This is a genomic window from uncultured Parasphingorhabdus sp., from assembly GCF_963975735.1.
GTDB lineage: Bacteria > Pseudomonadota > Alphaproteobacteria > Sphingomonadales > Sphingomonadaceae > Parasphingorhabdus.
In genome coordinates, this window is sequence record NZ_CAXBIA010000008.1 from 1 (window position 1) to 21,277 (window position 21,277).

Here is a 21,277-nt window from a genome sequence, read left to right on the forward strand (position 1 = left end):
CAGAGGACAGTACATATCTTGGCGCTCAATGACGGGCGAGCTTTTAACAAACCTAATCCCCTACCTACATTCCTGACTATCGCTCTAGTCAATGCAATAATTTCTATACTGCTTATCGTTATAATGATATCTATTATTAATTATAATTTGATATTACAAGCGTATTTAAAATTTGTGTCGGCTTTTGCAGTTGAGCGAAGAACGGTGTCGACCTAAAGAATTAGGCAGCCAATGGCGGATTTAATCTAGGCCGCGCGGAGCCCGTTGTGCTGAAATACATTGGAATTGGACGCGCCGCATTTTTATTGGAAAGCCTAGATATTCAAGTCAGCTATTTCTTGTTCTTGCAATTTTGTCCGTCTGGTGGCGGTTCAGTCCGCGGTTTCCAAGTCGTCGCGCTTGATCTGTTTGTGATCATCTTCCATCAACCCTCGCTTCCAATAGCTGGATATATAGAGGCGGTCTGGTCCGAATTGTCGCTCGACCCGGAGAAATTGACGGAGCAGCTTCATAGCCTCGAACTCGCAGGCGACCCAAGCATAGGCAACTTCACCCCCAGTAGGCAGTTTACGGACGGCATCGGCGAGCAGCGTTGGGTTGGCGCCAAGATCGGCTTCTACCAGCCAGTGAACCACGACTCCTGCCGGTTTAGCAAGTCGCTGCTTGTCCCCAGCATCGCGAACAAGAATGATAGCATCGCCTTTCGCTTCATCCGACAAGGCCTTGAGATTGACGGAAATCGCTGGTAATGCCGTCATGTCACCGACAAGCAGAAACGGGCCGCGCATATCTGGTAAAGGTCTGGCAGCGCCCGGACCACCAACCTTTACCATATCGCCCGTTCTTGCATTTAGCGCCCATTTGGTGGCCGGACCGGACTTTTCAATGGACCCGTGCAAGGCGAAATCCACTTCAATTGCGCGCTCCGACTGACTTCTTATAGTGTACGTTCGAACAGGCGTCTTGCGACCTTCAGCTCCGGGGAGCATCAGCTTTATGTAACCGCCGCTCTGGCTGCGCGGAAAGTCAGCAAGGCCTTCACCGCCGAGTGTCAGGCGGTGAAGGTTCGGAGTGATCCTGACACTCTTCATCACCGTCAAATTTCGTGGTTCCGGCCGAGCCATGATCATTCCTCATCCAGTTTCAGCACATCTTGATCAACGCTCGGAACAATCCAAGCCTGCGGATGTTCAAAAGGCGAAGCGGCGCAATCCGCCATCGACGGAGATTGTTTCCCCGGTAATATATCGCGCGACAGGGCTGGCCAGAAAGGCAACAAGCGCACCGACGTCCGAAGGTTCGCCATAGCTGCCGACCGGTATTGCGGATTCTGGCACCGGCACCGGAGCCCGGTCCATTTGCTCGCTACGGATAAAGCCAAGTGCGATCGTGTTTACAGTCACGCCATCGGCGGCGACCATGTGCGAAAGGCTCTTGCCATAAACGGTTATCGCCGCATTGAACACGGAAGCCGCGTTAATTGTTTGCTGCACTTCAAAACCACCGCCTATTGAAATAATCCGTCCAAAACGGTTGGCGCGCATATGGGGAAGCAACGCTTCGATCAACTGTCGACCACCGATCATCCGCAATTGCGCCGAGACCGCCCAATCGGCTTCGGAACCACCGATTCCCAGCGGTGCGGACGCACCGGCACAATTGACCAAAATGTCGACATCCTCCGCCGCACGGGCCAGCTTTTCGGCGGCGCCCACTTGTGATAAATCGATAGAGACCGAACGGGCATCGCCTATTTCGGCGCATGCTCGCGAAAGCGCGTCTTCACGCCTACCGGCAATAACAAGTCGCACACCTTCTGCCGCGAGTGCCTTGGCAATACCAAGACCGACACCAGCCGAACCGCCCGTAACAAGCGCTACCCTTCTTTCAAGTCCGAGTTTCATCGGTCTTCCACCAGCGTGCGGACCAACTGCCGAGGTTCGTCATTCTCGCGATAACGGCAAGCCCGATGCAGTGTGGAGCGGTCGTCCCAGATAACCAGTTCACCCGGGCTCCACTGGTGGCGATAGCGATATTGTGCCTGCGTGGCATGTTCCCGCAGTGCAACAAGCAGGGCTCGTCCTTCCGGGAGCGACATCCCTTCGATATGGGAACAATGCGAGCCGATGTTCAATACCTTGCGGCCTGATCCCGGATGAGTTTCGACGAGCGGCCTCGGCTGATCCGGCAGGTCGGAGGTAAAGCCGCCTTGGTTGGCCTTGGTCGCACCCAAAAGGTCCATCACGGTCCAGGGGCTGTGAATGCCAACTAGGGGGTCAACTTCCTCGCGGATGTCTTGTGGCAAACCGTCATAGGCGGCAGCCATATCGGCAAACTCTGTATCACCTCCGGAATGCGGCACCTTTATCGCCAAGAGCATGGTGTAACGCGCGCGTACCGGACGAAAGGTACTATCAGTATGCCACAACTGGTTTGCATATTGGAAGGTCCGGCGCAGATCGTTTTTCTCTAGCAATTTCTCACCGTCGACAAGATTGGATATTTCGGAAACACGCTGGTCTGCAAACTTCAACTCTTCCCGAAGCTTCTGATATTTGGGATTGCCTTCGTCGGAATTCTCAATCGGACCGAGGTGCTCGCTAAACGCAATCTGCTCGTCTGGCGACATATTCTGACCCGGCAAGACGACCACGCTATATTGATCAAGTGCGCTTATGATGGTTGCGATTTGAGTCGGATCGAACGGCGGCTTAAGATTGAGGCCGGTCAGACGTGCGGCAAAACTGTTTCCGACTTGCTCTATTTGGGCTGTCATTCTTGCTCTCCATTCAATCTATGTTAGTTTGGGCTACCTTGTCGCATCCGGAGAGGCTCGAGTAAAATAGCTGATCGGAATAGCGGGTATAGGAAGCAGAGCATAGGGCGGCTCGATCATTTGCGAAACCATGGCTCGTTTGACTCATACTATCGCGAGTGAAAGGCCGGAGCGAATATTTTCGTTCCGGCCTTTCGCCGATTTTGGTACAGGATGCGTATCAAAAGCTCTTTTTGATATTGAAGAACCATTCTCTCGGGGCGGCGGGAGCACCGACCATGGTTTGCGAGCTGTTCCGATTGTCAAAATAGGTGTTGTAGTAGAGCTTGTCAGTCAGGTTCGACACCGACAATGCCATTTCCAGATCCTTGTCTGCGTTGCGCCACGACAGGCGCGCATTCATGATCGTGTTGCCAGCGACATAATTATAGGGGTCGTTGCCAGCTGCGGCGAAAAACCCTGACTGATATGCCATGTCGACCCGGGGTGTAAGCGAGCCCGCGTCGCCCAGCCCTATCTCATATTGCGCCCCGATGCTCAGCTTTTTCTCGATCACAAAGGGGCCTTTTGATGCCAGATTGATCCCTGACGCTAGCGCCTCGGAAGTCAGTGATTTATATTTGAAATCAACGAGGCTTCCCGATGCGTCGATGATGAAGCCGTCGACGGGTTCAATCGTCGCTTCGAGTTCGCCGCCCCGAAGTGTTGCGCGACCTGCATTAATCGGCGCGGCGCATGGAGGCGTGAGCGGGTCGAGCGTTGGGCAGCTAAGCACAGTTATCTGGATGTCACTATAATCATTCGTGAAGATAGCACCATTCAGCCTTAGCCGGCGGTCGAAAAATGTTGATTTAAAGCCTAGTTCCCATGCCTTTGTCTCTTCGATATTAAACGGCTTCACCTGTGCTGCAGAGAATGGCCGAGGGTTTACACCACCACCCTTGAAGCCGGTAGCAAACTGGCCATACGCCATAAAGTCCGGAGAGAAACGATATTGCAGTCCAAGCCGAAAATCGGTGTGATCGCCAGTGTAGACCTGTGGAACCAGAGTTGCGAACCCTGCGATCAGCGGAATGGTTGAAATCGGGTCTCCATTTGAGGCGCGCCGGTCGAAGATATAGTTCTTTTTTTCAGACGTATAGCGAACGGCGCCGATGACATTTAGATCGGGCACAATCTCCCAATCAACATGGGCAAATACCGCCTTCGACGATTGCGGAACTTTTTCGTTGTTCACCGTATCGAATGCACCAAGGTTGAGGCGGCCACCAAGCGTCGTGGTCTGCTTATTGTATATACCACCGACAGTAAAATTGGCCACGTCAGCAATCGTGCCGGACAAACGCAATTCCTGACTAAACTGCCAGTGCGAATAAATATTGCTCGTCAGGCTGGTTTTCACCGGCGACATGTCCTGGTCAAATGCGTAGTCGCTGTTATAGGCGCGATAGGCCGTGATCGATTTTAGCGCCAAAGTATCGCTCAGTTCGGCGTCAATCGTGCCGGAGAAGCCGTAAATATCCAGATCGTTCGTTCTTTGCAGGCAATAGGGATAATAAGCAGTAGCCCCCGTTCCTGGATTTGCTGGTCTGCCAACGCTATCGCAGTACGTCGAATAATTGGCATAGGGGCTGTTCGTGAACGTATCACCCGGGACGATTCCCGCAAAGGGCGAGTAACTTAGATAGGGAGACGATCCCGGACGGCCTACACCGGGAATTACCGGCGTAACCAGAGGGATAACAAAGTCTACCCCGCCAATGGTTGGCCCGACGCCGCCGCCGCGTGAGGTGAACGCGGCGAGCATAGTGTTGGCAACTGGTTCCGAGCGGTCGCGTGTATAGTCAGCGGCCAAATTGATTTCGATCCCATCAGACGCAACCCAGCGCAATGCCGCGCGTACACCGCCCAAATTGATGCCACCCTGCTTGCCAATCACACAATCCTGCCCGGAGACCATAGCCGCGGGAACACCGCTGCCGGGATGGGTGCAACCGTAATCATAGGACGTTACATAGCCTTTTTTAGACTTGTAGACGCCAGAAACCCGTCCAAAAAGACTGTCTTCCGCAATAGTGAAACTTGCCCCACCACGCGCTTCGATGCGATCATAGGCACCATAACCAACCGACAGAAAGCCATTGGTTTCGGGACCCGGCTTCTGGGAGAAAATCTTGACCGCGCCACCGATTGAGTTGCGACCCGATAGCGTTCCTTGTGGACCGCGAAGGACTTCGACCCGGTCAATGTCGAGCAGGTCTACCTGCGAACCCACGAGGGTCGCATAATAGACGTCATCTACGTAAAGACCGACACCGGGTTCAACGGCAGCATTGGTGTCACTTTGCCCCACGCCGCGAATGAAAGCGGTTATCGCTGGACCAGCAGTATACGGCTTCAACGACAGATTGGGGACCGACTGTGCAATATCCGTAACCGTAACCTGTCCGCGCGCATCAAGCATATCCGCATTGACGGCGGTCATAGAAATCGGTGTATCCTGCAGGTTTTGGTTGCGAAACTGGGCCGTCACAACGATCACATCATCTTCGTCTGCTGCGTCAACCTGGGCTGCATCAGCCTCGCTCGCCATTGCCGGCGTCGCAATGGCCATTGCCAGCGCCGTTAGCGATCCACCGATCAATGTGGCGAACCGCAGATTCATCTTGTAGTTTATTTTTGTCATTTTTGTCCTCCCCAGACATATTTATTATTACACACTTATGTTGCGCGTATTGCGCTTGCTTACGTCACGAATTTAAGTAACCGAAGCCAAACAATCGAACAAAAACCCATCTGATATAGGGATATGCCCTGTCGCGATGCTGACATCCGTTAGCGAGCTGCTAGATGTTGCGAATGGAAATTGGAAAACACGCTCGCGTGAGCCTTGCGCTCATCTTTGGTTCACTTGTTGCCTTGCCGGCGCAGGCTGCCGTTCAACCTGGCAACGAGTGCAGTTCGACGCCCGCACAGATTGCCGCCAATAAACAGTTGGTCGAGACTTTCTATGACAGCAGCGGCGCTGACAAAGTTGCACTGATCCATCCCGACTATATTCAGCACGATCCCGCCTTCGAGAAGCGTTCGGAAATCAACGGAACGAGTGCCTATGATGAGATTGCTTCGGCAATTTTGAACGGCAGCCAGCCGACACCCGAATCAGCCAATCGCGAAATAGTGATTGTGATGGCGGAATGCGATTTCGTGACAGGCATCGTCAAGCGTATCCGACCGGATCCACATACCGCAGGCAGAACCTACGAATTATACACATTCGATGTTTTCCGGGTTCTGGATGGTAAACTATACGAGCATTGGGACGGGGTCGACTTGAACCGCGCTCCCGGGGCCCCGGAATAAACGCTTATTGGCTGTCAAGCGCACAGGGCTGCGTGTTTCCATTCACCGCTCTCGATCTTGTCGAGAATGATTTGCTGCAATTCGTGTGCAATGGCGCGTGCAGCTAGTGTTCGCGGCCGCCCTTCAGCGACACAAAGCACGATCGTCCGGCTTAGCGGCATATCCTTGAGGCGCTTCAGGCATAATGACCCGCTTTCGACATTTCCTGCGACAAACGATTCAGGCAAGATGCATGCCCCATAGCCCGAAGCCATCAATATCTTAATCGCGTCGCCGTCAATCTCGGCCACCACGTTCAATTCGATCCCGTGCCGTCGGAAAAAATCAATTGTATACTGGCCACTCGCGAACGTTTTGGCAGTGGGAAATATGAAAGGTATATCCGCCAGAACCGCCCGATCGATACATTCCTGTTCCGGAAGCCCGGGCAGCGTCGGTCCTGCGACGATGAACAGTTCCTCGTCGAGCCGCATATCGATATCCAGATTATCCGCTTCCTCATCGAAAACCATGATTCCGACATCGATCAGACCATCGATCAGCGAGCGGTAGATATCCTTGGTCTGCCCGGCACCGACCGAGAGCCTGACATTGGGGTAATCATTGCTGACCTTGATCGCCAGCGGCGGTGCCAGAAGTCGCGTCAGACTGTGCAAGCAGCCGACCCTGACCTCGCCGGTCGGATTTTCATCCGCTGCATGAACTTGGTCAATGACGTGCTCCATATCGCGCAAAACGCGCTGGGCTGCCTGGTATAGCAGCATTCCCTGCTCGGTAGCTTGAATGCCGCCCGGCCCCCGATGAAGCAATGTCACTTTCAGGCCGAATTCAAGATTGGCAATACGCTTGGACAAGGCGGGCTGGGCAATGTTGCAGAGCCGGGAAGCTTTCGAGATGCTGCCAGCGTCAATAACCGCGACAAAATAGCGGAGTTGCTTCAGATCTATGTTAGAATTGAAGTTCATGATCTTGTGGTCGCTTTCGCCATATCGCTACGATATTTTCCCATTAGTTGCTCCCGTATATTAACCGTAAATCCATAATAATGGCATCTATTATCATGTTATGCTTATCAAGTATATTCGACTGAAGCAGCACTAGTGGCCAAACTAACAATCAATCCCGAGGGGGCAAAGAGGTTAGCCGTTAGTAGGATGTATGGAGAGATTTGCAGCGGCTAGTTCGGCATCGCGCAGACTGTGCAGCACGCCGCGTGCTGACGGGAGAAAGGCGCGTCCCGCTTCCGTCAGCGACACCCTGCGTGTGCTACGCTCGAAAAGTTGGGCACCAATGCTCAGCTCGAGCTTTCCGATGAGAGCGCTCACAGCAGAAGTAGTCAGCGCAATGCGCTCCGCAGTCTCGGTAAAGCTGCTCAACTCCGCAACCAAAACGAAGGCTTCAAGCTGGCGCACGATCAGTCGGGAACGCTTCATACGACGCTCTTTTGCCAAGTTGCATTTAACTTCACAGACACCCGATCTAAAGCGATTGGCGAAAGACTAAATACCGATTCAGTAGATCCCACGACTTTCCCCCATAAGGCGCGCAAGTCCGAAAAGAGCGTCGAGATTGGGTGTCGAGACCCCGAGGCCAGCAGCAATTTCCAGCGGCGCGCCCAGCAGCGCATCAAGCTCGATGCTGCGGCCCGCCTCCGTATCCTGTAACATTGATGTCCTGAATGCGCCGAGTTTGCGCGTCAGCTGGTTGCGCTCCTCACCACTTTGCTCAATCGGGCAGCCGATTTTCTCACCAATCGCATTGGCTTCCGACATCACCGAGAGGATGAAGTTGCTGACGAGTTCGTCATCAAGGATGCGATCAGCAGTCGCCAGCGTTAGTGCGGAGATCGGGTTCACCGTCATGTTACCCCAGAGCTTGTACCAGATTTCCTGCCGGATCGATTCGCTCAATACGGCAGGGATGCCGGCTTCCGCAGCAACCTTGACGACGGCTTCGGCCCGGTCAGCGCCATCCAGAGACGGCGCACCCAGGATCAGGCGATCGGCAAGCCTCAATTGCACGATGCCCTTTTCAGGGCAGAAAGCAGCGGCGTGGACGACAGCTCCCGTGATCTGATCCTCTGGCAGGGCAGCCCTGATCTGGCCCTCGGGATCAACAGATCCCAACGGCTGGTCAGCACCCATGAACCACCAGGGAACGCCGTTCAGAAGCGGGACGATTGTCGTGGATGTACCGACCATCTTGCTGAGTTCTGGAGCGAGAGCGGGAAGGGATTGCGCCTTGACTGCGATGAACAATATGTCCTGTTCGCCCAATGCAGCGGGACTATCGGCGGCGAACATTCGATAGCTCTGTTCTACGTCTCCCTCCCGCAAGATCAGGCCGCGGTCGCGGACTGCATCCAAAGTGGTTCCGCGAGCCAGCAGCGACACCTCGTGTCCGGCACCAGAAAATTTTGCGGCAACCCAGCCGCCTATCGCACCAGCACCAGCAACTCCTATTCTCATGCCACATTCTCCTTCTTGCTTCCCAATACATCATCCCAGATACGGCGGCCACTCTGGTCCGGGACCCATTTCCAATAAACGAACGTTCCAATTGTGAATATGAAAATGGGCAGGTAAATTCCGCCGATCGGGTCGTTGAGAAGCTGTCCCACCAAGAGCGAACCGCCAGGTGCAAACCCTCCGACGATACCTCCGATGGAAAAGGACAGAGCTACGGAAGTGGCGCGGCGTGAAGCGGGAAATGCCTCAGTCATTGCCGCGAAACCAGGCCCCACAATCATCGCGCCCGGAATTTGCAGCAGACAAATCCAAAGCCAAACCATGGATGAAGCGGCTTCAGCCGCGCCGATCAGAAGTCTGAACAGGGGCAAGAATATGATGATGCCCAGAATCATGCCAGCCATCTGCACCTTCTTGCGATTAAGTTGGTCAGATAGCCAGCCAAAGAAGACGGTGGCGCAAAGACCGAAAAAGCAACCGGCCGCAATAATCAGCGTTGCCGAACCCGCGTCGAGGCTCGCCACTGTCTGCAACATATATAACGCCAGCATCGAACCACTCAGTCCAGCGGTAATCTGCGGGGCACAAATGCCGAATGCCACGGCGAGCGTAAGACCGAGCGCAGACGGATCGTTCAGAATATCCCTTAGCGGTGTTTTTGCCACGCCCATGGTTTTCTTCAGATGCACGAAGATCGGAGATTCGCGCAGTTGCGACCTGACGACAAGAGCCAGCACAAGCAGAATCGCTGCGCCTAGAAACGGCACCCGCCAGCCCCATTCGTCGAATGCTTCCCGTCCCAGCCAGGCCTGAACGCCAGCTACAACAAGCAAAGCTAGCAACAACGAAGCGCTCGTCATCGCACCAAGCCAGCCGGTATAATATCCGCGCTGCCGATCGGGAGCATGTTCTACGACGTAGGTCGATGCCGCGGCATATTCCCCCCCCACCGCCAGGCCCTGTGCAACACGGAGCAGCAGGATGAGGACCGGCGCAAGGATACCGATAGCCGCATAGGTAGGCACAAGGCCCATCAATATCGTGGCACAACTCATCAGCAACAATGTGACCATGAATGTGAATTTTCGTCCGATCCGGTCAGACATGACGCCAAATAACGCTCCGCCGAGAGGCCGGACAAGGAAGGCCGTACCGGTCGAAGCAACCGCGAGGAGAATTCCGAGCTCGGGATTTTCCTGTGGGAAAAAATTCATCCCCAGATAGACAGCCAAGGCAGAATATATGCCAAAATCATAATATTCGATCACTGTGCCAACAGCAGCACCCGTGACTACCTTATTGAGCGGCGTGACCTCGTCTCCAGAAACATCCGCTTCAAGTTCGAAATCCGCCAAAACATCTGCCATTATCTGCATCCCCCACCAGCGACTGCTTGCAAGCGGTCGCTACTCAACATCTTTTGCATTTTTGCAACTCTCCAATGATGTGCACTCACGCGAAATAATGCAAAAATGCTCAAGCGAGATGGGGGCATAGGAGGAAACTATAGGAAGGACATAAGTTTCTTTCATCGCTTGCACCTCACCTGCAATCAACCAAGCATCACGGATTGTTGCCAGGCGATGCTGGGGATCCACTAGCGGTATCACGCACTGATATACCCCCGTCGTCAAAGGTGATTTTCGACGACCCTCAAACCATGGCAGGCATTTGTCTGAAAGTGCACGCGAAACTGACCAAGCTGCGCAAGGAGTTGACTGATGGAAGACGAAATTCTAAAAACACCGATCACGGGAGCAGCGCTCTGGGGCCCCGAAGACTTTCCAGGTGACGACTGGGTCTGGCGGATAACCGACGAGGAGCTTGCTGACATTCACAACGCATTTCTGAATGCCCAGTCGCGCCGACTTCGTCTGGGCGAGTTTGGCAAAGAGGACTTTCCTCTTCCAGTGTTCGGGAAGAAGCTAGAAGAAATACGCCAGGCACTGATCGAAGGAGTGCGCTTCGCGCTCATCCGCAAGCTGCCGGTTGACCGCTATTCCGTCTCCGAACTCGAGGTTATTTACTGGGGGATCGGCACTCATTTGGGAAGTGGTATCGGACAGAATGCTTCTGGTTCGCTCCTGACCCATGTCACCCATCGCGGAATCGACCCGTCTAATCCCAATGTCCGCGGCTATCAGGACCGGCGTCACCAAGAACCTCACAACGATCTTGCTGATATCGTCGGCTTGCTGTGCGTGCGGAAAGCCAAATCGGGCGGCGCGAGTTCTATTGTCAATATTCCCGCGGTCTATAACGAATTTCTCGCCAATCGACCGGAGCTGCTGAAGATATTCTACCGTGGCTTCCACCTCGACTATCGCGGCGAAGGCGACGATCCCAATGCGACGACCGATTACCGGGTCCCGAATTTCGGTGTCGCCGACGGCAATCTTAGCGTGTTTTTCGGACGTCGCGGCATCGAAGCCGCACTACGAAAAAGAGGCGAAACCGCAACTGTCGAAGAGACCGAAGCGATGGACTATCTGGAAGATCTGCTTAACCGCCCGGAATATCGGCTGGACATGCAACTCGAAACTGGCGACATCCAGTTTGTGAATAATTATGCGGTGATGCATGCGCGCACGGCTTATGAGGATTATGAAGAACCCGAACGCTGGCGACTAATGCTGCGCTTGTGGCTCAATCTGGAAGATATCCAGCTGCCGCCACGACAGGCACGCTTCACACGCGCGGGCTTTGCAGATGTCGCTACCAAGGATAAGTGAACCGATATGATCGGACAGTCTTTATCGAACCACAATAAGGAATATTTCAAGTCATGGATCTAGGACTGTCAAGTAAAGTGGCGATTGTAACAGGTGCGGGAACCGGAATCGGCTTTGCGGTCGCTGAGGCTCTTGCCGAGGAGGGCGTACGGGTCGTCATGGTCGGTCGCAGAGAAGCCGTCCTAAAAAAGGCCAGTGAGCAGATTGCAGCGACGGGCGCACCCGAACCGCTTATCATCCCTGCTGACTTGACTGAAGACAACGGGGGCAAGCTGGTCGCCGCTGAGGCCATTCGGCTTGCAGGGCAGGTCGATATTCTGGTGAACAGCGCAGGTGTATCGCAACCCGTCGGAATCGGCGGCTCTGAAGACAGATGGCAGCACGCTTATGCGTTGAGGGTGATTGCAACCCGTCATCTCGCCGAGGAGTTATTGCCCGCAATGCGAGAACGCAAATTCGGTCGGATCATCAACATCGGCGGATCATGGGAAGTCCAGCCAGTCATCAACACGGCAAGCGTGATGAACGCCGCACGAACCGTATATCACAAGAGCCTGAGCCACGTGGTCGCAGCTGATGGGGTTACCGTGAATACTGTCGGCCCGGGCATCATAGAAAGCGAACAGATCGGAAAGATTTTCCCGACCGACAAAGAGCGTGAAGCTGCGATCGACCAGCTCATCCCGGCTGGTTATTTTGGCGCAGCCCGCGATCTGGCCGTTCTTGTCGCCTTTCTCGCCAGCCCCGTCGCCCGCTATATTACAGGCGAGGTCATTGCAGTCGACGGCGGCATGCACCGCTTCGCGTTTTAGGCAAAGCGGAGATGCGACTTGTCAGTTTCGGGCCCAAAGGTGAAGAACGTTGCGGCATCATCGATGGCGATTGGATAATTCCGTTCCCCATACGTTCATCCGAGCATGGCCTTGATCATGTTATAGCCAATTGGGAGAAATTTGGCTCAACTGCAGCAGCCGTGAATCAATCATCACCCGGAAGCGTCCCGCTCGCTGGCTCCCGGCTTGGCTCGCCATTATTACAGCCCGGCAAAATTCTAGGCGTGGGTGCGAATTATTGTGATGCAAATGGGGCACCTCCCAAAGGACCGCCCGATCCGATCCTATTCTTCAAGCCTGCATCCAGCCTCGCAGGCCACAATGACCCCGTGACTCTGCCCTTCGAGACTGGCCGTGTGGTTGCAGAGGTAGAGCTTGCCATCGTGATCGGAAAATCCGGTCACCGGGTCCCGGTCAGTGAAGCCATGGATCATATATTCGGCTATACAATCGCCAATGACCTGACGGCGCCTGATGTCATGCTTGGAGACAGCCATGAAAGCCCGCTCTATTTCCAGCAAGGGCGCGGCAAAGGGTTTCCTGACTTCTGTCCGCTGGGCCCATGGATTGTAACCCGGGACGCCATTCCCGATCCTGAACGGCTGATGTTACAGCAGCATATCAACGGTCATATCGAACTATCCGGTTCGTCGGCTCTTATGCATCACTCACCAGCTGTACTTGTCTCCGAGGTAAGTCATGCATTTGGCCTCGCTCCCGGAGATATCATCTTGTCAGGGTCTCCACGCCCAACAGCAGCGGGGCGCCAGCCCTTGACACATGGTGATATCCTGGAAAGCCGTATCAGCGGAATTGGTGTTCTGCGGAATCAAATAGTAGCAGAGAGCCGACAGTCCGCTAACCAACCAATCCGCATATTTAAGGGGCCGAACGGAAGCTACTAGATTGCGGTCTTTGCCCGTCTAAAGTAGCACATTCCGCCAGCCTTTTTAGACGATCAAATGCAGCCAGTCCGCAAACGGGATAGAGCGAACATCCCCGCCCCATCAACATAAGATAAATTATCAACCGTTCTCTAGCTTCCGCTTTGCGCCCAATTGCCGCCATATCATAGTCGAAAATTGTGCCTAATTGCGGCCATTCCACTCGCGCTGCTTACTCGAGCTCGAATGGCAACAACTGCGTGAGAAGCTGTCGTTTAATGGGTGATGAGCGGAAATATGTTATCAACAGGGAACCAATTGATGAATTGAACGTATTGTCGCTGAGGCCGATATTTGTGAGGATCTGCGGCCATCTCGGTTTGACAAACAATTTCACAGCATCTCGGTACTGATATGCGTTCAAGTAGGTGCGGCACCACAATGCGTCATAAGAATATGATCCCGGGCTTCACCGCAATTTTATCACTGGCCAGTTTGAACGCGACACCCTCTCGTGCTCAAGCGTTGGATAGCCCACAATCTCCAACAGAACCGCGTGCGCCGATCATCGACGATTCCGAATTTGATCGGACGATCCCGGCAATCGACGAAAATCCAGATGCTACGATGGGCAGCGTGGAAGAATGGGATGCCGAACAGCAGAAGCTGGAACGCGAGACACAGCAAGAAGATTCGGAGGATGGTCTGTCGGCTCTGCCTGCACTGCAAGATGCAGATCCGGACGAGTTGATTGCCGATGCGCCGGTCAATGATCCTGAAATCGACGATCCGCTGACACCGATTGAGGGTTTTGATGTCGAGCCATTTGATGAGCGCCAGTATACGGAAGCAGACGACGGCGAGCAAACGGCGTCATTGCGATATGATTATAGGATAGATGGTCTCGAAAGCCTCGACGAAAGCGGGAAGACTCAAGTGCGTCCTGTCAGTGCGGATGATATTCGCAGCCTGTTTGAGGAGCTCTCTGCGCTCGAAGAGGCTGACGGCAAGGCCGCGAACGGCGCAATGGTTTCGGCCCGGATGCAAGAGGACCAGCAATTGCTGGTCGATATCATGACCGGTCAGGGATTTTTTGACGCGTCGGTAAACGGTATGGTCGAGCTTCCCGAGACCGAAGGCGAGAAACTGACCGTTGTACTCCAGGTTGAGCCCGGCAGGCGCTATAATCTCGGCGCGATAATATTCGATGCTGACAGAGTCGTCCCCGAAGACCTGATCACCAAGAATTTCGTACCGAAAACGGGTGAACCAATTGTCGCCGAGCGGGTCTTGGCCGCCGAAGCCAATATTGCAGTGGTTCTGCCACAGGAAGGCTATCCTTTTGCTGAAACCGGCCAGCGAGATATTCTACTCGACCCCGACACTGGCACGGGCGATTATATGCTGCCTGTCAATATTGGCCCACGTAGCAGCTATGGTGAGATAGTCACGAACGGCACAACCGCTTTCGATGCTGACCATATCGCGGTGCTGAGCCGGTTCGAAAAAGGTGCGCTTTACGACAGCCGTATGGTTGACGACCTCCGCAAGGCCTTGGTCGCCACCGGTCTGTTTTCAATCGTATCGGTCAAGCCAACCGCGAGCGGAGAAACCGCGCCGGACGGGACCGAATATGCGACCATCAATGTCGAGCAGGTAGCAGGGCCACCGCGCACTCTAGCGGGCAGCGCGGGCTATAGTACTGGGCAAGGTTTCCGTCTGGAAGGCAGCTGGACCCATCGCAATTTATTCCCGCCAGAAGGCGCACTGATCGCAAGCGGAGTGGCAGGAACCCAGGAACAGGGTGCATCGCTAACCTTCAGGCGCAGCAATGCCGGTCGTCGCGACAGAACGGTCGAACTGGGTCTCTCCGCGTTGCACAGCGATTTTGAAGCCTATGAAGCGTTTACGGGCAGGCTCGCCGGACGTATTTCCTATGACAGCACGACAATCTGGCAAAAGCGGTTAACGTATAGCTATGGCTTCGAGATTCTGGGGTCCAACGAACAGGATTTCAATTTCACAACCGGCGTAAGGGATCGGCGCACGTTTTACGTGGCCGCTCTACCGGGGCAGGTAACATTTGATACAACGGACAACCTGCTTGACCCGACGCAAGGCTTCCGTTTGTCGGCGAAACTGTCCCCCGAAGCGTCACTTGGCAGCGGCGCGCAGCTCTACGTCCGGGACCTTCTGGAAGGAACCGCTTATTATCAGTTCGATGACGGAATCGTCATCGCAGGCCGGGCGCGCGTCGGTTCTATCGCGGGCGCGGATCGGGAATTGATCGCACCTTCGCGGCGCTATTATGCCGGCGGTGGCGGATCGGTGCGCGGCTTTGGCTATCAGGAGCTGGGCCCCAAAGACATCGAAGACCGTCCTATCGGCGGACGCAGCCTGGTCGAAGCGGCGGCGGAAGTCCGCTATCGCTTTGGTGACTACGGGATCGTCGGTTTTGTCGATGCTGGCCAAGTCTATACGAGCTCGACTCCGGGCTTTGACAATTTACGCTATGGGGTCGGCATAGGTGGGCGCTTCTACACCAATTTCGGACCACTCAGAGTCGATGTTGCCACCCCGATAAACCGGCAGCTGGGTGAATCGCGGGTATCGGTTTATGTCTCGATAGGTCAGGCATTCTGATGGCGGAAACCGAAACCCTGGCCGGGCCAAACAAGCAGGGGAGCCTAGCTCAGAAGATCGCGATCGGATCGGGGGCATTGATCGGGCTGGTTCTGGTGATCCTGATCGCCGGTTATTTCTGGCTGGACAGCATCAGCGGACATCGTTTTGTCGAAAAACAGATTGAAGCTCTAGAGTTTGAAAACGGCATGGAACTGGAGGTCGGGAAGATCGACGGTTCCATATACGGCGACATGGAAATTTCCGGTTTGAAAATCCGCGATCCCAAAGGTATTTTCGCTACCGCCGATGCGGTCAGAATGGATTGGCGACCCTTCGCTTTCATTGGCGGTCATGTTGACATTCGTTCGCTAATCATTCCGAAAGCAAGCTTACTCCGCCTCCCCGAACTGCTGCCGACCTCTTCCGAAGGCCCGTTATTGCCCGACCTCGATATAGATGTCGGAACACTGGAGGTCAGCGAGCTGGATATTTCCAAAACAATAACCGGCGAACGTCATGTGCTTAGCGTGTCTGCGGACGTGAAAATTGCCGACGCGCGCGCCCTTCTAAACGGCGATGCCCGGGCGCTTGCAAGGCCCGGCGTCGCTGGCGGCGACAGTTTGACATTCAGGATCGACGCTGTGCCTGAACAGAATAAGCTTGACCTCGCGCTCAATCTGAATGCTCCGTCCAATGGACTGGTAGCCAGTATTGCAGGCACTGGTCAGCCGATGAGCCTCGCGCTGAACGGCAAGGGTGACTGGGCCAAATGGAACGGTGCCTTGAAAGGCAAAAGCGGCGGGGATATGCTCGCAGACGTAGCCATATCGGCACGGAACGGTACATTCACCGTGCGCGGCGATGCGCGTCCCGGATTGTTTGTTTCCGGGTCCGGTCGCAATATGCTGGAGCCTGTCACGAATATCGATTTTACTGCCGCCGGTGCAGACCGGAAGTTCGACATCAAGGGACAGATCGGCAGTGACAATTTCATATTGGCGACCGACGGTGTCGTAGATCTGGGCAACAATGAGCTACGCGACCTTAACGTTGATTTCCGATTGCTCCGGCCCTCGGTGATTGCGGCCAATTTAAATGGCGCCGGTGTTGCTGCCAATATGATATTGAACGGTGATTTCGCTGCCCCCACTATCGCATATACAATCAATGCGGCGCGGATCGGCTTTGACGAGACGTCGGTGATCGGCCTGCGCGCCAGCGGCAATGTTAAGCTGGAAGAAGAAGAATGGCGCATTCCGTTGCAGGCGCGGGCGCAACGGATTGCCGGTCTCGCCGAAGGCGTCGGCGCATTGCTTACCAATGTCCGGCTGGATGGTGACTTCGGTTATGCCAATGGCAGGTTGCTATCCGACAATCTCAAGATTGTTTCGGACCGTATCAATGCCACTGCGATCATCGTTGCTGATCTCAACCAGGGACTTTATACCGGAGGCCTCAAGGGGCGCATTAATGGCTACCGGGTCGAAAGCGTCGGTGTCTTCAATATCGATAGCGATATCGACCTGCAATCCGGGAGCAATGGCGCCTTTGCATTGACCGGCACTGTCCGCGCACGGTCGAGCCAGATATTTAACGACGGCGCTCGGGAATTTCTCGGCGGCAACAGCCTGATCGTCGTGAAACTATCCTATGACACTAACGGCATCGCGCGGGTCAGCAGCCTGAACGTCGCCGCTCCATCCTTCCGGCTGACCCAGGGCAGTGGCAGCTATACCCCGTCTGGCGGGATCAGTTTCGCTGCCAAGGGCGTCTCCGACCAATATGGCCCGATTGGCGTAAAAGTCAGCGGCAGCGTTGCCCGTCCGGTTGCCACAATAGCCGCTGCGCGGCCTGGCCTTGGCGTGGGCATGAACAATGTTGTTGCCACCATAAGGGGCAATGCCAAGGGTTATGCCATCGTCGCGGATGGCAATAGCGATTACGGACAATTTGACGCCAATGTCGATATTCTCGCGGGTAGTGGGCCGCTGACGGTCGACGTGAATAATGGAACCCGGTTTGCCGGCGTCGGTTTGACAGGGCGGATCCGGCAGATCGGAGCCGGTCCTTTTTCCGGGCAACTTGCCGCCAGTGGTTCCGGGATAGAGGGCAATGTGATCCTCAGCGCCTTCAGTGGCAAGCAGCGCGCGATCATCGACGCGACCGCCGTCAACACCCTATTGCCTGGTCCCGCCGGTCTGGCAATCGAGCGGGCGATCATCGATGCGGATATCATTCTTTATGACCAGCCGCAGATCATTGCCGATGTCCAGATCCTGGGCCTGAAAATGCAAGAGCTGCAAATTGCTGCGGCGCGGGCAAAGGTCGATTATCGCGCCGGACAGGGCACCGCAAAAATCATGGCGGAGGGCCGAAACCAGGTTCCTTTCCGTTTTGCGGCAAACGCCGTCCTCAATCCCAAGCTTTGGCGAGTGGCGCTTGATGGGCGAGCCAATGGCGTCCAGTTTAAAACCCGTAAAGCCGCGCGGATTATTCCGGGGAGCGACAAATATAGCTTGCTCCCAACGACCATCGACTTGTCGAAAGGTAGTATCCAGTTGGCCGGGGAGTACGGACGCGGCCTCGATATCCAAAGCCGCTTGAACAACGTCAATCTCGCTCTCATCAACCCGATGATGCCCGGCCTTGGCCTCGGAGGGACAGCGACGGGAAGCCTCGATTTTTCCCAAAGCTCGCCCCGCGCCTTTCCGGAAGCGGACGCGCGCTTGCGGATCGACAATTTTACCCGTACCAGTCTGGCGTCGGTATCGCAGCCGGTCGATCTGCACTTTGTCGGACGGCTGCTCGCTGATGGCGGGAATGCTCGTGCAATATTCCGGCGTAGAGGTGCCGCTATCGGCCGGATGCACGTAAACTTGACGCCGCTTCCACCCGCCGCCGGGTCATGGACGACGCGGTTGCTTGCGGCGCCCCTGTCGGGAGGTTTGCGCTATAACGGACCGGCCAGTACCTTATTCTCTCTCGCGGCGCTTCCGGATCAGGATCTGCGCGGCGCAATAGGCGTGGCGGCAGATTTCTCCGGCCGGGTACAGGCACCGGTGCTGACCGGTGTCGTCCGCGCGAACAAGCTGGTTTATGAGAATAACGCCTATGGCACCCGCCTCACCAATATGAAAATACGCGGCGAATTCACCAATGACCGGCTAGAGGTTACCGAATTGACCGCCAATGCCGGAGAGGGAACGATCAGCGGCAAAGGTTTTGTCTCTCTGAGTTCCGCCAAAGGCTATCCGCTGCAGCTGGCACTCGATCTGGACAATGCAACGCTCGCAAAAGGCAGCGATCTTGCCGCATCCGCCACTGGAGCGATTGAGATCGTCAACAATGCGACAACACCTGCGACGATCCGCGGCCGTATTCGCCTGCCCGAAACGCGCTATAAGATCGTGTATGAAGGTTCGGCGAAAGTCGCAACGCTTACAGGCGTAAGACGCAAGCCTGCTTTGGGTCGCAAGAAAATCACCGGCGATGCCGATCCGATCAGCGGAGTTCCCAGCAACTGGAAGCTGGATATCGATCTGATAGCCGACAACCAGATTTATGTCAGCGGAATGGGGCTCGATTCCGAATGGTCCGCGGATATCAAGGTGCGCGGCACCACCGGCAAGCCTGTACTGACCGGCGGCATTGATCTGATCCGCGGAACACTCGGCTTTGCCGGTCGATCTTTCGATCTGGAATCTGGACAGCTCCGCTTCAATGGGGGTTCAATAACCAACCCGACCTTGAAGCTAGTGGCAAGCGGTGAAGCGGATGACGTGGATATCAACATCAATATCACCGGCAGCGCCGAATATCCGGAAATCGCGTTCAGTTCGACGCCCAGCCTGCCGCAGGACGAGATTATGGCGCGCATATTATTTGGCAATTCGATCGGCGAATTGACCCCGATTCAAGCAGTGCAACTGGCATCGTCCCTCAACGGTCTGCGTGGCGGTGGCGGCGGGCTTAATCCGCTAGGTGTATTGCAGTCCTCCGTGGGCATCGATCGTCTGCGCATATTGGGCGCAGACGAAGACACGGGGCGCAGTACGTCAATTGCTGCCGGCCAATATATTTCCAATGACATCTATGTCGAAATTGTCACCGATGCCCGCGGCTACACCGCGACACAGCTGGAAATTAGCCTGACGCCTGCCTTATCCGTCCTAAGTTCGGTCGGCAGCTTTGGCGGCTCGAACGTCAATGTGCGATACCGGAAGGATTATTGATGCGCGGACGAATTATATTGCTGGCAAGCTCGCTATTATCGTTGAGCGCTTGTGAGAAGGATTTTGATGAAAAATATCAGGATAATCTCGATCAGTTGAACGAAGAGGCCAAGGCGATCGAGTCCGGCGTCAACGAACATCTGGCCGAGGGACGCAAGGCGGATAAAATCATCGAGTCCGCAGGACAACCGGACGAAGCAATCCAAAGGCAAAACGGGTCGGCCCGATGATTGCTGAGCATGACGATGACAAAGCTCAAACCAACCGGGTTGATGAGAATCTCAGCCTGAGTGACATCGAGGCGCAGACGCCCGGAGCAAAGGCTCGGTCTCCGCTCCATTTCCCGGTGACAGCATGGTGGGCGATATTGAAGCGGCTATATGTGATGAACGACTTTCACAATCTGCCCTTGCTGTCGGCCGGCGTTGCGTTTTTTGCTTTTCTCGCCTTTGTGCCACTGATCGCCGTCATCGTGCTGCTATACGGCCTCGTCGGCGACCCCGATACAGTTACCGACAGCATCGAACAATTGTCTGCCATCCTACCTACTGCCGTGCTTACCATCCTGCGCGAGCAGCTGCTGTCGGTCGTCAACACGAACAAGGCCGCGCAGGGCCTGGGCCTGGCGCTCGCCTTGTTTGTCTCGACCTATGGCGCGACGCGAGCGGCAAATGCGATGATGAAAGCGCTCAATATCATCTATGAAGAACATGAATCACGTAATATTTTCATGACGACGCTGGTTGGCGCGCAGATTACCATCGGTATGGCGGGGGTCGCGATTGTCGGTCTGACCGCAATCTCGCTATTCACCTACATCAGTAATTTTCTCCAGGGCTATCTTGGCGATAGTGTGCTGGTCTTTCTGAAACTGGCGATCTGGTTGATGGCGGGTTTTCTGGTCAGCCTGACCTTTGCCTTATTCTTTCGCTATGCACCCGACCGCCGCCCCGCAAAATGGCGCTGGCTCTCGCTGGGGTCGGTAGTGGCAACTCTGCTCTGGTTATTGATCACCTTAGGTTTCGGCTATTATGCCGCCAATGTCAGCGATTATAACGCAACTTACGGATCGCTCGCTGCGGTTGTTATTTTTCTTATGTGGCTGTTCCTGTCGGCATATTCCGTATTGATCGGAGCCGAAATAAATGCGGAAACCGAACGCCAAACGTTTGAGGATTCCACGATCGGAAAAGACCGGCCCATCGGCGAGCGCGGCGCGGTCATGGCAGATACCATCCTTCTCGGCGAAGCAAGCCGTAAAATTCTTGAAAAGAAGCAACGCCGACGCGCGGACTGGCTCGCTCGGAAGGTAGCAAACGAAGATATGAACGATGCCGATAGCCGATAGATACATTGGTTCGCTG

General features: G+C 54.9%; 16 protein-coding genes. 8 read left to right on the forward strand and 8 right to left on the reverse strand.

Annotated elements, in window-relative coordinates; genetic code table 11:
- Positions 1 to 371 precede the first annotated feature (371 nt).
- The 4 genes from AACZ86_RS10100 to AACZ86_RS10115 form a co-directional block, all read right to left on the reverse strand.
- Complete coding sequence (locus AACZ86_RS10100) at positions 372 to 1,124, reverse strand: siderophore-interacting protein (RefSeq protein WP_339692054.1); 753 nt, start codon at positions 1,122 to 1,124, stop codon at positions 372 to 374.
- A 66-nt stretch (positions 1,125 to 1,190) separates the two neighbouring features.
- Complete coding sequence (locus AACZ86_RS10105) at positions 1,191 to 1,904, reverse strand: SDR family oxidoreductase (RefSeq protein WP_339692057.1); 714 nt, start codon at positions 1,902 to 1,904, stop codon at positions 1,191 to 1,193.
- The gene (locus AACZ86_RS10110) at positions 1,901 to 2,776 is read right to left on the reverse strand and encodes a TauD/TfdA family dioxygenase (RefSeq protein WP_339692059.1); all 876 of its coding nucleotides are present in this window, start codon (positions 2,774 to 2,776) and stop codon (positions 1,901 to 1,903) included. Before AACZ86_RS10110 ends, AACZ86_RS10105 begins: the two co-directional genes overlap by 4 nt.
- Before the next feature lie 220 nt (positions 2,777 to 2,996).
- The gene (locus AACZ86_RS10115) at positions 2,997 to 5,462 is read right to left on the reverse strand and encodes a TonB-dependent receptor (protein WP_339692062.1); all 2,466 of its coding nucleotides are present in this window, start codon (positions 5,460 to 5,462) and stop codon (positions 2,997 to 2,999) included.
- Positions 5,463 to 5,659: 197 nt separating this feature from the next.
- On the opposite strand from AACZ86_RS10115, the gene AACZ86_RS10120 reads away from it, so the two are divergent.
- Positions 5,660 to 6,139, forward strand: a complete 480-nt coding sequence (locus AACZ86_RS10120; protein ID WP_339692064.1) for a hypothetical protein — start codon at positions 5,660 to 5,662, stop codon at positions 6,137 to 6,139.
- A 14-nt stretch (positions 6,140 to 6,153) separates the two neighbouring features.
- Here AACZ86_RS10120 and AACZ86_RS10125 read toward each other — a convergent pair whose 3' ends face one another.
- The 4 genes from AACZ86_RS10125 to AACZ86_RS10140 form a co-directional block, all read right to left on the reverse strand.
- The gene (locus tag AACZ86_RS10125) at positions 6,154 to 7,104 is read right to left on the reverse strand and encodes a LysR family transcriptional regulator (RefSeq protein ID WP_339692065.1); all 951 of its coding nucleotides are present in this window, start codon (positions 7,102 to 7,104) and stop codon (positions 6,154 to 6,156) included.
- Between the two features lie 174 nt (positions 7,105 to 7,278).
- A complete protein-coding gene (locus AACZ86_RS10130; RefSeq protein ID WP_339692067.1) occupies positions 7,279 to 7,572 on the reverse strand; it encodes a LysR family transcriptional regulator in 294 nt (97 codons plus the stop codon).
- A gap of 78 nt (positions 7,573 to 7,650) precedes the next feature.
- Positions 7,651 to 8,607 (reverse strand): 2-dehydropantoate 2-reductase, encoded by a 957-nt coding sequence (locus tag AACZ86_RS10135; protein WP_339692070.1) that lies wholly within the window; start codon positions 8,605 to 8,607, stop codon positions 7,651 to 7,653.
- Entirely contained in the window at positions 8,604 to 9,974 is a 1,371-nt protein-coding gene (locus AACZ86_RS10140) for an MFS transporter (RefSeq protein ID WP_339692072.1), read from the reverse strand. Before AACZ86_RS10140 ends, AACZ86_RS10135 begins: the two co-directional genes overlap by 4 nt.
- A gap of 354 nt (positions 9,975 to 10,328) precedes the next feature.
- Here AACZ86_RS10140 and AACZ86_RS10145 point away from each other — a divergent pair, with 354 nt between their 5' ends.
- The 7 genes from AACZ86_RS10145 to AACZ86_RS10175 all read left to right on the forward strand — a co-directional run bounded on the left by AACZ86_RS10145 (position 10,329) and on the right by AACZ86_RS10175 (position 21,261).
- On the forward strand, positions 10,329 to 11,339 hold the full coding sequence (locus tag AACZ86_RS10145; protein WP_339692074.1) for a TauD/TfdA family dioxygenase: 1,011 nt from the start codon (positions 10,329 to 10,331) through the stop codon (positions 11,337 to 11,339).
- A gap of 77 nt (positions 11,340 to 11,416) precedes the next feature.
- Positions 11,417 to 12,151 (forward strand): SDR family oxidoreductase, encoded by a 735-nt coding sequence (locus AACZ86_RS10150; RefSeq protein ID WP_339692075.1) that lies wholly within the window; start codon positions 11,417 to 11,419, stop codon positions 12,149 to 12,151.
- An 11-nt stretch (positions 12,152 to 12,162) separates the two neighbouring features.
- Entirely contained in the window at positions 12,163 to 13,077 is a 915-nt protein-coding gene (locus AACZ86_RS10155) for a fumarylacetoacetate hydrolase family protein (protein WP_339692076.1), read from the forward strand.
- A 504-nt stretch (positions 13,078 to 13,581) separates the two neighbouring features.
- Complete coding sequence (locus tag AACZ86_RS10160; RefSeq protein WP_339692078.1) at positions 13,582 to 15,699, forward strand: BamA/TamA family outer membrane protein; 2,118 nt, start codon at positions 13,582 to 13,584, stop codon at positions 15,697 to 15,699.
- A complete protein-coding gene (locus AACZ86_RS10165; protein WP_339692080.1) occupies positions 15,699 to 19,913 on the forward strand; it encodes a translocation/assembly module TamB domain-containing protein in 4,215 nt (1,404 codons plus the stop codon). The genes AACZ86_RS10160 and AACZ86_RS10165 overlap by 1 nt, the downstream gene beginning before the upstream one ends.
- A complete protein-coding gene (locus AACZ86_RS10170) occupies positions 19,913 to 20,143 on the forward strand; it encodes a hypothetical protein (protein WP_339692083.1) in 231 nt (76 codons plus the stop codon). Before AACZ86_RS10165 ends, AACZ86_RS10170 begins: the two co-directional genes overlap by 1 nt.
- Positions 20,140 to 21,261 carry a YihY/virulence factor BrkB family protein gene (locus AACZ86_RS10175; protein WP_339692085.1) on the forward strand — a complete coding sequence of 374 codons (1,122 nt, stop codon included), beginning with the start codon at positions 20,140 to 20,142 and terminating at the stop codon, positions 21,259 to 21,261. The genes AACZ86_RS10170 and AACZ86_RS10175 overlap by 4 nt, the downstream gene beginning before the upstream one ends.
- Positions 21,262 to 21,277 lie beyond the last annotated feature (16 nt).

What these genes read in the sequence shown, in the direction of transcription:
- AACZ86_RS10140 (WP_339692072.1), bottom strand. Translation starts at nt 9,974, where the DNA reads ATGGCAGATGTTTTGGCGGATTTCGAACTTGAAGCGGATGTTTCTGGA.
- AACZ86_RS10165 (WP_339692080.1), top strand. Translation starts at nt 15,699, where the DNA reads ATGGCGGAAACCGAAACCCTGGCCGGGCCAAACAAGCAGGGGAGCCTA.
- AACZ86_RS10175 (WP_339692085.1), top strand. Translation starts at nt 20,140, where the DNA reads ATGATTGCTGAGCATGACGATGACAAAGCTCAAACCAACCGGGTTGAT.
- AACZ86_RS10145 (WP_339692074.1), top strand. Translation starts at nt 10,329, where the DNA reads ATGGAAGACGAAATTCTAAAAACACCGATCACGGGAGCAGCGCTCTGG.
- AACZ86_RS10115 (WP_339692062.1), bottom strand. Translation starts at nt 5,462, where the DNA reads ATGACAAAAATAAACTACAAGATGAATCTGCGGTTCGCCACATTGATC.
- AACZ86_RS10110 (WP_339692059.1), bottom strand. Translation starts at nt 2,776, where the DNA reads ATGACAGCCCAAATAGAGCAAGTCGGAAACAGTTTTGCCGCACGTCTG.
- AACZ86_RS10125 (WP_339692065.1), bottom strand. Translation starts at nt 7,104, where the DNA reads ATGAACTTCAATTCTAACATAGATCTGAAGCAACTCCGCTATTTTGTC.
- AACZ86_RS10155 (WP_339692076.1), top strand. Translation starts at nt 12,163, where the DNA reads ATGCGACTTGTCAGTTTCGGGCCCAAAGGTGAAGAACGTTGCGGCATC.
- AACZ86_RS10105 (WP_339692057.1), bottom strand. Translation starts at nt 1,904, where the DNA reads ATGAAACTCGGACTTGAAAGAAGGGTAGCGCTTGTTACGGGCGGTTCG.
- AACZ86_RS10135 (WP_339692070.1), bottom strand. Translation starts at nt 8,607, where the DNA reads ATGAGAATAGGAGTTGCTGGTGCTGGTGCGATAGGCGGCTGGGTTGCC.
- AACZ86_RS10100 (WP_339692054.1), bottom strand. Translation starts at nt 1,124, where the DNA reads ATGGCTCGGCCGGAACCACGAAATTTGACGGTGATGAAGAGTGTCAGG.
- AACZ86_RS10170 (WP_339692083.1), top strand. Translation starts at nt 19,913, where the DNA reads ATGCGCGGACGAATTATATTGCTGGCAAGCTCGCTATTATCGTTGAGC.
- AACZ86_RS10130 (WP_339692067.1), bottom strand. Translation starts at nt 7,572, where the DNA reads ATGAAGCGTTCCCGACTGATCGTGCGCCAGCTTGAAGCCTTCGTTTTG.